This window comes from Deinococcus sp. YIM 134068 (genome assembly GCF_036543075.1).
In the GTDB taxonomy this organism is placed as follows: Bacteria; Deinococcota; Deinococci; order Deinococcales; family Deinococcaceae; genus Deinococcus; species Deinococcus lichenicola.
The window spans coordinates 88254-101162 of record NZ_JAZHPF010000007.1; the positions used below are offsets into that span (position 1 = coordinate 88254).

A 12909-nucleotide genomic window follows, 5' to 3' on the forward strand; every position below is an offset into this window, starting at 1 on the left:
ATGTCTCCTGCCCAGACCCCCGACCTCCTCGAACGTATCCATCAGGACTGGACGCAGACCCGCCCGGAGGTCGATCCAGGGCCGATGCTTACCGTGCTGCTGCTGGACCGCCTGCACGCGGCGCTGACGCGGCAGATCGAGCGCACCTACGCGGAGACGGGCCTCAACCCCGCCGGATGGGACCTGCTCCTCACCCTGTACCGCTCGGCCCCGCCGGAGGGCCTGACGCCGACGGAGTTGAGCGGCCTCGCCGCCATCACCGGCCCCTCCATGACGAACCGGGTGGATCGGCTGCTGTCGCGTGGCCTCGTTGAGCGGCGGGTCAGCGAGTCCGACCGCCGCTCCGTGCGGGTACGCCTGACGCCGGAGGGGCGGTCGCTCGTTGAGCGGTTGTTGCCCGAACACCTCGCTAACGCGGAGCGCATCCTGTCGGCCCTGGACCCGGCGGAGACCCGCACCCTCGAACGCCTCGCCCGCCGCCTGCTGACGGGCTTGGAGGCCTCGGGTCAGCCCTCGCCGGAGGAGGACGCCGCCAGCGCCAGCGTCCGCACCCGGTAGGGCGCGAGGGGCGCGAGGGGGTCGCCGGGCAGGGCGTCCTCCAGCAGATTGAGTTCGCCGCTCACCCGGAAGTCCGCGCTCTCGACCGTCAGGTGGGTTTGGTCGCCGTTCGCCTCGTAGACCCGCAGCACGTAGCCACTCCCCTCCTCGGCGTGCTTGAGGGCGCTGAGCCACACCCCCTCCGGCAGCCGCAGGTAGGTGTGTCGGGCGGGGAGGCGGGCTGGAGTTTCTGAGTCGGACGAGGGGCGCACCGTTCGTAGAGGGGCATTCAGGCTATGCGCCTCCCTTCGCGTCCCCTGCCGCCAGTCGCCCGCGTGTGGGTAGAGCGCGTAGGTAAACGAATGCTTGCCCTGGTCCGCGTAGGGGTCGGGATAGATCGGCGTCCGCAGCAACGTGAGGCTCAGCTCGTCCACGCCCGCCCCGTGCCCGTACTTGCCGTCGTTCAGGAGGCTCACGCCGAAGCTCCCCTCGCTGAGGTCGAGGAAGCGGTGGGCGGCCACCTCGAAGGCGGCGGTCTGCCAGCTCGTGTTGCGGTGGGTCGGGCGCGTCACCGTGCCGAAGGTCGTCTCGGCGCTCGACCACGGTGCCCGCACGGCGAGGGGAAAGGCGGCCCGCAGCAGTGTCCGCCGTGCCGTCACCCGCAGCGTCGTGTGAACGCGCAGCGCCCGGTCGTTCGGCCACAGCTCGTAGGTCTGCTCGGCCACCACGCCCGGACCCTCCCGCCGCACGTGGACGCGGCCCACCTCGCCCTGCCGCTCGGCGCGGGGGGGTTCGGTGACGGTCAGTTCCTCGCCCTCGTCGGATGCGCTCGCATCGATCTCCCAGGCGTCCCACGCGCGGGGAACGTCCACATGCTGCCAGAGGATATTCGCCCGACCCCGCACCGCCTCCCGCCCACTCGCTTTATGAATGAGGGAAACGAGGCTGCCGTCCGGCCCGACCTCCGCGCGCAGGTGGGCGTTCTCCAGAATGAGGCCATCTGTTGAGGGCTGGGCGGCCTCTTCCCGCCGCCTGAGCGTGATGACCTCGTGCGAGAGACCGCGCATCAGGAAGGGGTCGTGGAGGTACAGAGTCTCCCCTTTCCCGCTGCACGACAACTCCTCGCCGTCGGCATTGAAGGCCCGGTATGCCCCGGCTTCGGGCAGATGGACGACGGCGAGCAATGGTCTGTCGGCGGCGGTGAGATTCCAGATGACGACGTGTTCGGTCCCTTCTGGCCGTTCTAGAGCCGCTGAGAGCGCGTCCAGCGCCGCCCGACACACCTCCTCCGCCCGTTCCAATGCCGCCGACAGTTCCGCCTCTGCCGTCACGTTCACCTCCCGGATGCTGGAGCCGGGCAGGATGTCGTGGAACTGGTTGCGAAGGAGGACGGTCCAGCACCCGGTCAGTTCGGTTTGAGGGTAAGCGCGGTTCAGGTGTCGGTGGGCCAGCGTCGCGGCGGCCTCAGCCTCCACAAGTGTGTGTTCCAGACGGCGGTGGAGCTGTTTAATGGCCGCCTGCGTGGTGAAGATGCCCCGGTGAAGCTCCAAGTAGTGCTCGCCCGTCCAGACCGGGAGTGTGGGGTCGGCGTTCCGCAGGTCGGCGAAGAACTCCCCGGAGGGACGCTGGTTCAGGCGCGGTAGGCCGGGAAAGTCGCGCACCCGCTCGTACCGCTCCAGCATCTCGGGCGTCGGGCCGCCCCCGCCGTCCCCCCAGCCGAAGGTGAACAGGCTCTCGCCGTGCCGCCGCGCCCCCCGGAAGTTCGCCCACGTGCTCAGCAGGTCGTGGGCGACGACGCTTCCGTTGTACCCCTCGCCGGGGCTGGGGTTGAGGAAGGAGTGGGCCAGCACCCGTGTCCCGTCCAACCCCTCCCAGCGGTAGAGGTCGTGGGGAAAGCGGTTCGTCTCGTTCCAGTTGAGCTTGGTGGTGAAGAAGAAGGGCAGGCCGCCGTCCGCCAAGACTTGCGGCAGATTTCCCGCAAAGCCAAAGGTGTCCGGCAACCACGCGACCGTCGCCCGCCGCCCGAAGGTGCGCTCGAAGTACCGCTGCCCGTGGAGCAGTTGCCGCGCCCAGCTCTCGCCGGAGAGCAGTTGCCCGTCCGGTTCCACCCATGTCCCGCCCACGATCTCCCAGCGGCCCTCCGTCACGCGCTCGCGGATGCGCTCGAAGAGGGCCGGGTCGTCCTCCTGCACCCAGGCGTAGAGCTGGGCCGTGCTCTGGCTGAAGTGAAAGCTCGGGAAGCGGTCCATCAGGTCCAGCACCGTGGAGAACGAGCGCAGGGCCTTGCGCCGCGTCTCGTGCAGCGGCCACAGCCACGCGAGGTCGATGTGGGCGTGCCCGGTCAGGCTGAGGGCACCCTCGGGCGGGAAGTCAGAGCGGAGCTTGGCGAGTCCTGCGGCGAGAAAGTGCCGCGCCTCTCCCAGGCTCTCCCGGTGTTCGGGTCCCAGAGTGGCGGGCGGCCCCGTGAACGTCCACCCCTCCCAGATAGTCCCGAGTTGCGCCCCGTGCCCCGATGCCTGCACGACGCGGGCGAGATACCCCTCCGTCTCGTCACGTGGCAGCCGCACCCGCTTGACCGTCTCGTGCAGCAGGTCGGCGAGGCGGGCGGCCAGGGTTTCCCGCCCCCTCTTCAGCAGGTGAACGGCGGCGTCGTGGGCTGCCCCCAGGTCGGCGAGCAATTCCCGCACCTCCGCGTCCGGCTGCACGAGGCGCAGGCGTCCGGTCATGGGCGCGGCGATGTAGGAACCGTGCAGGCCGCGCGGCGTGACCTCCAGATCGAGCGTGAGCGTGCGGGCCGCTCCGGCGGGCAACGTCACCTCGCGGTGGTACGGGTTGAGCGCGTAGACCGCCGTGCCGTCCACCCGCACCAGCGCCTCCCCGCCCGGCTGGAGGTCGAGGATGACTGGCCCCCCCTCCGGCACGGGCACCTCGAAGCGCATCCGCACGGGAAAGCGGACGCTGGGCCACGGCTGCCCCTCCGCGACGGGAGAGGTCGCCCCGTCCGCGTCCGTAAAACTCCCGGCGGGCAGCGTCTCCTCCGAAATGTTGCGCCACGCCGACAGTTCGTCCAGCCGCCCGGCGAGGCGTGTCAGGTCCTGCTCGACGGAGATCACGCCCCAACACTAGCGGACTACTTGGTGGCCCCCTCCAGCCCGCGCATGAAGAACCGTTGGGCGAAGAGGAACAGCGCCAGGATGGGCACCATCATGATGACGGCCCCCGCCGCCGTGTTGAAGATGTTGTCGTTGAAGGCCCCCTTGAGCTTGAGCATCTCCACGGCCAGCGGAAGCTTGTTCTGCGCGCCCGTCAGCGCGATGGACGGCCAGAAATAGGAGTTCCAGGTGTTGACCAGCGTGAAGATGGACAGGGCCGCGATACTGGGAATCGCCAGCGGCAGCATGACGCGCCGGAAGATCAGCGCCTCGCCCGCCCCGTCGATGCGCGCGGCCTCCAGCAGACTCTGCGGAATCGCCAGGAACGCCTGCCGCATCAGGAAGATGCCGAACGCCGTGCTCACGGTGGGCAGCACCACACCGAGGTACGAGCCTATCCCGATGAGGGGACCGATCACCGGCCACGCCTTGAGCTTCGCCAGCGTGAGCATGTTGACGAGGAAGCTCGTCTCGGTGGGCAGCACCATCGTTCCCAGGATGACGGCGAACACCACGGCCTTGCCCCGGAAGTCGTGCCGGGCGAGCGGGTAGGCGGCCAGCGCCGAGACGATGACCGTCAGGACCACGCTCAGCCCGCTGATGAGGAGCGAATTGAGAAATGCGCGGCCCACCGCCGGGTACGTCTGCACCACGTTCACGAAGTTCGCCAGCGTGACCCGCTGTGGAAAGAGGCTCGCCGGGAAGTCGTACACGGTGCGTCCGGTGGTGACGGCGTTGCTGTCCGTCACGCTGATCACGAACGTCCAGATCAGCGGAAACGCCGCGAAGAGGAAGATGGTGAACAGCACGAGGTACGTCAGCACCTGCCGGAGCGGGTGACGAACGCGCCGCCGCGTCACGGTCCGGGCGACGGGCGGGGCGGCCCGCACCACCCGCGTCATGCCCGCACGCTCCCCTCACGGAAGAGCCGGAAGTTGATCACCGAGAGCACCAGCGCGATGGCGGCCACGACCAGCCCGGCGGCGCTCGCCAGCCCGTAGTTGAAGTCCAGCCCCCCGAACGACTTCTTGTAGACGTACAGCAGCGCCGTGTAGGTGGAGTTCAGCGGCCCGCCCGTCCCGTTCGTGAACACCAGCACCTCCTCCAGCACCCGGATCGCCGACAGGACACTCAGGAGGGTACACAGCAGGATGGTGGGCTGCATCAGGGGCACGGTGATGCGCCAGAAGGTCTGCCACGGCGAGGCCCCGTCCAGCCGCGCGGCCTCCTCCAGCTCCTCGGGGATGTTCTGCAACCCAGCCATGTACAGCACCATGTAGTAGCCGAAGCCGCGCCAGAACGTCACGAGCATGATCGCCCAGAAGGCCGTGTTCGGGTCGAGCAGCCAGCTCAGGTTGCTGTCGGGGTTCATGAGGCGCAGCCCCTTGAGCAGCCAGTTGAGCACCCCGTCCTTGTTGTAAATCCAGTCCCACATCACGGCGGCGAGCGAGATGGACGTGATGACGGGCACGTAGTACGCCGCCCGGAAAAATGCGATGCCCGGCAACTGCCGGTTGACCAGCACCGCCACCGCCAGCGACGCGATCTGGAGCGCCGGAACGACGAGCAGGTATTTGAGGCTGTTCAGGACGCTGATGCGGAAGAGTTCGTCCCCCGCCAGCGTGCGGAAGTTGTCCAGTCCCACCCAGGTCGGCGGGCTGCGGGTGGCGAAGTTGGCGGCGGTGTACTCGGTGAAGCCCAGGTAGGCCCCGTACAGCACCGGATACAACGTGAACACCACGAGCAGCAGCAGGGCGGGCAGCAGAAACAGGTACGAACTGAGCGCGCCGCGCAGGGTCTTGAGCATGTGGGCCTCCTTCCGGGGGAGGGCCTGGGATGGAAAAGAGATGTGGGGGGGCGTGGGGCTGCTCCTCGCTCCTGCTTGAACCCCTCCTGTGAGTCAGAAGGCGGGCGAGAAGGTGTTTTTCTCGTCCGGGAGCAGGGACAAGCGGTGCCCGTCACCCCCCTCCTCGACTCTCTCCCACAAGGAGGGAGGGAGCAAGAGAGCTACAGCCTGGGCTTTCTAGCCCCTCCCCCTTGAGGGGGGAGGCCGGGAGGGGGTGAACAGGCCCGGCCTCTCAAAAAACCAGCCCGTCAACTCCCCCGTCCCACAAGCCCGATCAACGCGTCCTCGCGCCGAGTTTCCGAAGTCAAGGGAAGAGGCGTCCACGCACCTCTCCCCTCCCCCATCTCACTTCATGTTGTTCCAGGCGGTCGCGGCGTCGGCGAGGGCCTGCTGCGCCGTCTTGCGGCCCAGGAAGGCGGCCTCGATGTTGTCGTCGAACGCCTTGAACATGTCGGTGGGATTCTTCAGGGGCGGGACGGCGGTCTTGAGGTTGGCCCCGTTCGCGGCGATCATGCCGGTGGCCCGCTCGATGGGGTCCTTGCTGGAGCGAATCTGCGTGAAGTACGGGTCGCGGTCGGACCCCGCCGCCGTGGGCACGACGGGCACGATCTTGGCGAAGGCGACCTGATTGGCGCGGTTGGTCATGAAGCGGGCGAAGAGCAGCGCCTCCTTCGGGTGCGAGGACGCCTTCGGCACGACGAGCGACATGCCGCCCCCGGCCTCCGTCTTCCCGGCCCCGATGGGTGCCATCGTCACCTGCGAGGCGGCGTAGATCGCCTTGTTGTTGTCCTTGATGCGGTTGAGCGCCTGCGGCCCGCCGATGATCGTGGCGAGCTTGCCCTGGGTGTACAGCTCCTGGCTGAGCTGGAAGGCCTCCTTCCGCAAGAGGTCCTGGGGAATCACGTCCGCCCTGTACAGGTCGATGTAGGTCTGGAGCAGCCGCGCGTGCGCCGGGGTGTTGAAGGCGGCCTGGGTGCCCCGCAGGATGGGCAGCCCCTCGCCCACGAAGACGCCGAGGAAGGTGCCGCCCTGGGGGTCCTTGATGGCGGGTGCCCAGCCGTAGGCCCCGGTCCGGGTCTTGACCTGCCGAGCGAAGGCGGCCATCTGCGCGGTCGTCTTCGGAAGCGCCGTCACACCCGCCTTCTTGATCAGGTCATTGTTGTAGGCCATCACGCCCGCGTTGAAGGAGGCGTACCACGGCAGGCCGTACACCTTGCCGCCGATGGTGAAGTTGCTCAGCGAGTTGGGGTAGTACAGGTTTCTCAGGCCCGGCCCGACCGCCGCGCCCATGTCGGTGAGCAGGCCGCTGTCCGCCGCCTTCTGGGTGGACTCCACCCACAGGTTCACCACGTCGGGCACGCTGCCCAGCGACACTGAGGTGATGAACTCCTGCTCCAGCGTGCCCTGCTTATCGATGTAGTTGACCTTGATGGTTGGGTTCTGCCGCTCGAAGTCGGCGATCACGCCCTTGATGTAGTCGTCGAACTTGGGGCTGAGGTAGAACGTCCAGAAGTCGAGTTCCACCCGCTGCTGCGCGCTGGCCGAGCCGAGCGTGCTGGCGACGAGCGCGAGGGTGAGGGTCCGCAGGGCGTGTTTCATGGTCGGGCCTCCCTGAAGGGCGGGGTTGGGGCGGAACCGTGGGAAGCGGGCGGGAGCCACCACCCCGCGACTCGTTGGAGCGGCACCCCTGTGCAAGAAGGTTCCTGATGCGCTGCCGGAGGACGGTCCGGGCACCCATCACAACAACCTGCCTTGTGATTTTACGAACACTTCATGGTATGCACGGTTTGAAAGCGTTGTCAACAGGTGCCGGAGGGCTGTTTTCCCTCTCATGCTGGAGACTTGACAGCACCTGCCTCTTCCTGTGAGGCTGCACTCCACACCACCCATGAACGCCGCCCGCACCCTGATCGTCGATGTGCCCGGCCCGGACCTCACCCCGGCGCAGGGCAACTTCCTGCGTGAACACGGTTTCGGCGGCGTGTGCCTCTTCGCGCGCAACATCCGCACGCCGGAGCAGACGGCGCGGCTGATCCGTGACCTGCGGGACGTGCTGGGCGAAGACGCCTGGATCGCCACCGATCAGGAGGGTGGGGCCGTGCTGCGGCGGCTGGACGTGCCGATGCCGCCCTCTCCCCTGGCGCTGGGGGTCATCGGGAGCGAGGCCGTCGCGCGGGAGGCGGGCGCGGTCGCGGCGCGCGGGTTGATCGACCTCGGGGTGAACTGGAACTTCGCGCCCAGCCTCGACGTGAACGTGAATCCACAGAATCCGGTGATCGGGGAGCGGGCCTTCGGCTCGGACCCGGCGCTGGTGGCGCGGCTGGGCACCGCCTGGGCGCTCGGGCTGGAGGCGGGGGGCGTGATGAGCGCCGTGAAGCACTTTCCCGGCCACGGCGACACCCATCAGGACAGCCACCTCACCCTGCCCGTGGTGGACAAGCCGCTCACCGCGCTGGAGGCGACCGAGTGGCCCCCCTTCCGAGCGGCGCTGGCGGCGGGGGTCGGCAGCGTGATGACCGCCCACATCGTCTATCCGGCCCTCGACCCGGAGCGGCCCGCGACCCTCTCCCCCGCCCTGCTCACGGGGCTGCTGCGTGAACGCTGGGGCTACGGCGGCGTAGTGGTCACGGACGCGACCGACATGCACGCCATTGCCGACCGCTACCCGCACGGAACGGCGGCCCCCCTTGCCCTCGCCGCCGGGGCGGACGCGGTGCTGAGCTGCGGCCACGGCGACCTGGAAACTCATGCCGAGCACGCGCGGGCGCTGGAGGCCGCCCTGGGAGACGGAACGCTGGCCGAGGCGCGGGTGGCGGAGGCCCTCACCCGGCTGGAGGCGGCGGCCAGACGGTTTCCGGGCATGCCCCGACCGTACGCGGCGGCTCAGCGGGGGGCAGACGAGGCGAGCGTCGAGGGGTGGGCGCGCGCCGCCCTGACGTGTGCGGGGACGGTGCCCCGTCTCCACCCGGACGAACCGGCCCTGCTCTACGTCCCACGCACCGCGCCCGTCGGCGGCCCCTACGGCGACCCCCCCAGCGGTGAGGCGCTGGCGGCGGCTCTGCGCGCCCGTTTCCCGCATCTGCAAGTGGCTCTCTATGGAAGGGAGACGGAGAAGCCGGACCTCTCCCTCCTCCACGCTTTCCCGGACGCGCCCGTCGTCCTCGCCACCCTGGACCGCTGGGCACCCCCGACGTGGCAACCCCGTCTCGCCCAGGGGTTGCACGGTCGGACCGCCGTTCACCTGGCGCTCTGGACGGTTCACGACCTCGGCGCTCCCCTCCCGACGCTCGCCACCCACGGGTTCCGGGAGGTCAACCTGCGGGCGGCGGCGGCGTTCCTGGCGGGGGGATGATGGGCCGAGAACGGGCGAAGGCAGAGGGCTGAGGGCGCGTTCCCCCAGCCTTCTGCCTTCTGCCTTCCGCGACGCTTGCAGGAAGTCCAACCATCTGGCGACTACTGCCGGTTCGGCGACCCCTCCGTCACGATGTCGAACTGGGCCACGTTGCCGCCGTCGTCGAGCTGGAACACGACCGTCCACTCCCGGCCCGGCTCGCCCTCGAACGTCACGGTCCGCAGGTACGAGGTCAGGCCGTCGTGCTCGACGACCGCCTCGTGCAGGAGGCTCGTCTCGCCGCCGAAGGACCGCGCCTGGGTGGAACGGTCCGCCTCGAAGGCCGTCAGGTCACCCCACTGGGCCTGGGCCGAGGGCAGGAACGCCTCCCACAGCTCCCCGAAGCGCCCCTGGTAGAGCAGGGCGGTCAGCTCCCGCCCCCGCGTCCACGGCGAGGGCGTGGCGGAGGCAGTTGCCGTCCCCTCCCCAGCGGCCTCGGTGACGGGCGGAGCTACGTCCGTGGACGTTATCGCTCCCGTGGGGGCCTCCGGGCCAGCTTCCGCGACGGGAGACGCCTGTGCGGGCCGTTCGGGCACCGGGACGGCGACGGGCGGCTGCGGCGTGGTGGCGCTGGTGGGCCGGGCAGGAGCGGCGGCGGACGCCTGGGGCGCGGAGGTGCCGCTGGGTCTCGCCGGGGCCGGGGAGGCCGTGCGTGCGCTGGCCGCCGGGGAGGGCCGGGGAGTGGCCGGACGCGCGTTCGCCACCGCCGGGGCCTGGGGCGTTGGGCGGGCGGTCGCTGCCTGCGTGGGCTGGGAGGGCGCGGCACGCGTGCTGGTCCTGGCCGCCGGAGGAGCCTGCGTGGTCGTCGGGCGGGTGCTCGCCGCCGGGGAGGTCCGGGGCGTCGTTTGACGGACCGTAGCCGCCGAAGAGGTCTGGGGAGTCGCCGGGCGCGTGCTCGCCGTTGGAGTGGTCGTGGTCCGGGCTGTCGGTCGTGCGCTGGCCGCCGGGGTGGTGCGGGCGGGCGTCGTCCGGGTGCTGGGCTGCGGGGAAGTCCGGGGAGTCGTCTGCGTCCTCGTCGACGTGTTGGCCCGTGCCGTCGCCTGAGTCGGCAGCGCTTCCGGTCCTGCCAGTTGCGCGGGCGTCGGCTCGGGGCGGGAGGTCGTCCGGCTCGCCGCGCTGGTCTGACTCGGCGTGCGCTCCGGCCTCACTCCAGCGGTCGGGGCAGCCTGGGAGTTGGTGGTGGTCGGTACCCGCGCCGTCTGACCGGCGGTGCTGGCCGATGTGGCGGCCTGCCGAGGAGTGGAGGGGTTCGCCGCCGTCACCGTCGCGCCCCCAGCTCGGGCCGCCGGTGGGGTGGTCCTCGCCTGGGTCGTCTCCCGCGCGGTCGCCGTGTTCGCCTCCGGCCTCGTGACCGGCTTCGTCGCCGTCGTGGTTGGGCGTGTGGGCGGGCGGGCCGCCGCCTCCGCCTTCGCCGGGGCGTCCCCGGTCCGCTCACGGGTGATCACGAGATTTGGGGAGGGCCTGGCCGACGCGGCGGCGGAGGCGTCGTCCGGGGCTGCGTTCCCGGAGTCCGCCGTCGCTCGCGGGGTGACGGGCGGCGTGGTGGACGCGTCGGCGGCCTGTTCCTCCTCCGGCGTGAGCGTGACCTGGGCGGAGATCGGGGGCGCGGCGACCGGCTCGTCCTCGGGCAGGACCGCCGTCAGGGGTGCCTCGGGGATGGACGCCTCCGGCGAGGGCGCGGCGGCAGAGGTGGAGGTGGGCGGCAGGCTGCCCGTGGGTGTGATCGTCCACCACGACAGACGTTGACCGAGCAGCAGGATCAGGATGGTCGTCAGGGCGGCGACCACACACAGCCCGATGACCTCCTTCCAGTTCTCCTTCCAGTACATAGCGAAACCTCCGCGTCCGAGCGTTGGGAGCCGTTATAGGGCAGACGCGGCGGCACAAATGAGACCTGAACCAGCGAGGAAGGCCCTCGTAGCCTGTTGGACCTGTTGGAAAAGCTCAGCCAACGGCTTTTCTCACTGAGGAACTGGCGCGGTCCCGAGTCCGGGGAAGGCAGGACGGCGGGCGGGACGGCGGCTCCCGGCCCACGCGGTAGCATGGCCGCACCTATGAAGGTCATCACGTTCTTCAACCACGCGGGCGGTGTGGGCAAGACCAGCAGCGTGCGCGACGTGGGCTTCACGCTCGCCCACCTCGGCCACCGTGTCCTCCTCGTGGACGCCGACCCCCAGGCCAACCTCACCGACTGGCTGGGCGTGCGGAGCGTGGACCGGGGGGACGGACCGCGCGAGATCACCCTCGACGACACCCTCTATCCGGCCATCCTCGCGGACGACGGCGCGAACCTCGCCCTGCCCGATCCCGTGCGTGCCCACGGCCTCGACCTCATCCCCGGCCACCTCGACGTTGCCACCATCGAGCCGCTGCTGCCGGGGCAACTGATGGGCGTGATGCGCCTCAAGGAGGCCCTGCGTCCCCTGGCGGACCGCTACGACTTCGTGCTCATCGACCCGCCGCCCAGCCTCGGCCAGCTCAGCGCCCTGTCGGTGATCGCCGCGCAACAGGTGGTCGTCCCGGTGCCCGCGAGCGGCAAGGGTCTCAAGGGGCTGAAGACCGCCGTGCAGATGCTCGGGCGCTTCCGGCAGGCCAATCCCGACCTGACCCTCGCCCTCATCCTCGTCACCCAGTACAACGACACCACCAACCACAGCCGCGAGAGCCTCGCCCAGCTTCGCGCGGGCTTCGGGCACCTCGCGCCGATCAGCACGCCCCTGACCTACCGCCCCGCCCTGTACCCCGACTCCCAGCTTCACGGCGAGCCGCTGCCCCTCTACTCCAGCCGCAGTCCGGCGACGGGCGAGATTCTGACCGTCACGAACCAGCTCCTCGCCGCGCTGGGGGTGGGCCATGCCTAAGCCGACGCGGCGCAACCGGGCCGACGCCTTCGGCTCGCTCCTCGGGGCGGTGGAGCAGACGACCTCCGCCCCGGCGGGCGTGACGAGCGTGCCCCTGGACCGCATCACCGTGCGTTCCCGGCAGCCGAGACGCCACTTCGACGAGGCGTCCCTCGCCGCCCTTGCCGAGAGCGTGCGCGAGCAGGGTGTCTTGCAGCCCGTGCTGCTGCGGGTCTCAGGAGAGGGTTACGAACTCATCGCGGGTGAGCGCCGCGTCCGGGCCGCCCGGCGGGCCGGACTGAGCGAGATCCCCGCCACCGTGCGCGAGGTCTCCGACGAGGAGGCGGACGTGCTCGCCGCCCTGGAGAACCTGCAACGCGAGGACCTCAACCCCCTCGACGAGGTGGAGGCGACCCTCACCATCGTCGCCCGTGACCTCGGTGTGCCCGTGGGGGAGGTCGTGCCCCTGCTCCACGCCCAGCGCCGCACCCCCCAGCCGGAGACGGTGGAACGGCTCGACCGCATCTTCCTGCGCCTGGGTCGCGGGTCGTGGCGCTCGTTCGCCTCCAACAAGGTAGGTGTGCTGCGCTTCCCGCCCGAACTGCTCGACCTGATGCGGCAGGGAAGGCTGGAGTACACCCGCGCGGCGGCCCTGGCCCGCGTGAAGGACGCGGACCTGCGTGCCGCCCTCACGCGGCAGACCCTCGAAGACGGCCTCACGGTCCGGGAGATCGGCGCGCGGGCGAAACCTCAGCCATCCGGGAAGACCCAGCTCGAACGGGTCCGCGCCCTGCTCGACGAGCGTGCCCTGGCGCACCTCGGGCAGGAGAAGCGTGCGCGTGCCCAGGCGCTGATCACCGAACTGGAGGTCCTGCTGGAGGGGTCCGGGAGCAGGAAGACCCGGCGCTCTTAACGTTAAGAGCAGACGGGGGGGGCCGGAAAGCGGTGACTCGCCGGAGTGAACGAGTAGGGAAGAGGCACTTCTTCTGGTGGTGGGATGACCTCGTTCCCAGTTTTATGGGGAGCGCCTGCCACACCCGCCCGAGAAGCCCCTCGATGACAATTCTCGTCGGTGGAGTTAGGGCTGACGCTTGCTCTTAACGTTAAGAGCAGATTCCACGCTCCCCCTGGATAGGTGTTCAA

At 70.0% G+C, this 12909-nt stretch carries 9 protein-coding genes; 4 read left to right on the top strand and 5 right to left on the bottom strand.

Annotation, left to right across the window (positions count from 1 at the left end; genetic code table 11):
• Complete coding sequence (locus tag V3W47_RS09290; RefSeq protein WP_331824929.1) at positions 1-558, top strand: MarR family winged helix-turn-helix transcriptional regulator; 558 nt, start codon at positions 1-3, stop codon at positions 556-558.
• Here V3W47_RS09290 and V3W47_RS09295 read toward each other — a convergent pair.
• The 4 genes from V3W47_RS09295 to V3W47_RS09310 all read right to left on the bottom strand — a co-directional run bounded on the left by V3W47_RS09295 (position 507) and on the right by V3W47_RS09310 (position 7134).
• Positions 507-3650 (bottom strand): alpha-mannosidase, encoded by a 3144-nt coding sequence (locus V3W47_RS09295; protein ID WP_331824930.1) that lies wholly within the window; start codon positions 3648-3650, stop codon positions 507-509. The genes V3W47_RS09290 and V3W47_RS09295 overlap by 52 nt on opposite strands.
• Positions 3651-3667: 17 nt before the next feature.
• Positions 3668-4591: a carbohydrate ABC transporter permease gene (locus V3W47_RS09300; protein WP_331824931.1), complete on the bottom strand. Its 924-nt coding sequence runs from the start codon at positions 4589-4591 to the stop codon at positions 3668-3670.
• On the bottom strand, positions 4588-5496 hold the full coding sequence (locus tag V3W47_RS09305; protein ID WP_331824932.1) for a carbohydrate ABC transporter permease: 909 nt from the start codon (positions 5494-5496) through the stop codon (positions 4588-4590). The genes V3W47_RS09300 and V3W47_RS09305 overlap by 4 nt, the downstream gene beginning before the upstream one ends.
• 384 nt (positions 5497-5880) lie before the next feature.
• Positions 5881-7134 (bottom strand): ABC transporter substrate-binding protein, encoded by a 1254-nt coding sequence (locus tag V3W47_RS09310; RefSeq protein ID WP_331824933.1) that lies wholly within the window; start codon positions 7132-7134, stop codon positions 5881-5883.
• A 289-nt stretch (positions 7135-7423) separates the two neighbouring features.
• Between V3W47_RS09310 and V3W47_RS09315 the strand changes: the two genes are divergently transcribed.
• Positions 7424-8887 carry a glycoside hydrolase family 3 N-terminal domain-containing protein gene (locus V3W47_RS09315; RefSeq protein WP_331824934.1) on the top strand — a complete coding sequence of 488 codons (1464 nt, stop codon included), beginning with the start codon at positions 7424-7426 and terminating at the stop codon, positions 8885-8887.
• Positions 8888-8988: 101 nt separating this feature from the next.
• Here V3W47_RS09315 and V3W47_RS09320 read toward each other — a convergent pair whose 3' ends face one another.
• Positions 8989-10755 carry a hypothetical protein gene (locus V3W47_RS09320; protein WP_331824935.1) on the bottom strand — a complete coding sequence of 589 codons (1767 nt, stop codon included), beginning with the start codon at positions 10753-10755 and terminating at the stop codon, positions 8989-8991.
• A gap of 225 nt (positions 10756-10980) precedes the next feature.
• On the opposite strand from V3W47_RS09320, the gene V3W47_RS09325 reads away from it, so the two are divergent.
• Positions 10981-11787 (top strand): ParA family protein, encoded by an 807-nt coding sequence (locus V3W47_RS09325; RefSeq protein ID WP_331824936.1) that lies wholly within the window; start codon positions 10981-10983, stop codon positions 11785-11787.
• Complete coding sequence (locus V3W47_RS09330) at positions 11780-12679, top strand: ParB/RepB/Spo0J family partition protein (RefSeq protein WP_331824937.1); 900 nt, start codon at positions 11780-11782, stop codon at positions 12677-12679. Before V3W47_RS09325 ends, V3W47_RS09330 begins: the two co-directional genes overlap by 8 nt.
• The last annotated feature ends 230 nt before the right edge of the window (positions 12680-12909 follow it).

What these genes read in the sequence shown, in the direction of transcription:
- V3W47_RS09290 (WP_331824929.1), top strand. Translation starts at nt 1, where the DNA reads ATGTCTCCTGCCCAGACCCCCGACCTCCTCGAACGTATCCATCAGGAC.
- V3W47_RS09300 (WP_331824931.1), bottom strand. Translation starts at nt 4,591, where the DNA reads ATGACGCGGGTGGTGCGGGCCGCCCCGCCCGTCGCCCGGACCGTGACG.
- V3W47_RS09305 (WP_331824932.1), bottom strand. Translation starts at nt 5,496, where the DNA reads ATGCTCAAGACCCTGCGCGGCGCGCTCAGTTCGTACCTGTTTCTGCTG.
- V3W47_RS09310 (WP_331824933.1), bottom strand. Translation starts at nt 7,134, where the DNA reads ATGAAACACGCCCTGCGGACCCTCACCCTCGCGCTCGTCGCCAGCACG.
- V3W47_RS09315 (WP_331824934.1), top strand. Translation starts at nt 7,424, where the DNA reads ATGAACGCCGCCCGCACCCTGATCGTCGATGTGCCCGGCCCGGACCTC.
- V3W47_RS09320 (WP_331824935.1), bottom strand. Translation starts at nt 10,755, where the DNA reads ATGTACTGGAAGGAGAACTGGAAGGAGGTCATCGGGCTGTGTGTGGTC.
- V3W47_RS09325 (WP_331824936.1), top strand. Translation starts at nt 10,981, where the DNA reads ATGAAGGTCATCACGTTCTTCAACCACGCGGGCGGTGTGGGCAAGACC.
- V3W47_RS09330 (WP_331824937.1), top strand. Translation starts at nt 11,780, where the DNA reads ATGCCTAAGCCGACGCGGCGCAACCGGGCCGACGCCTTCGGCTCGCTC.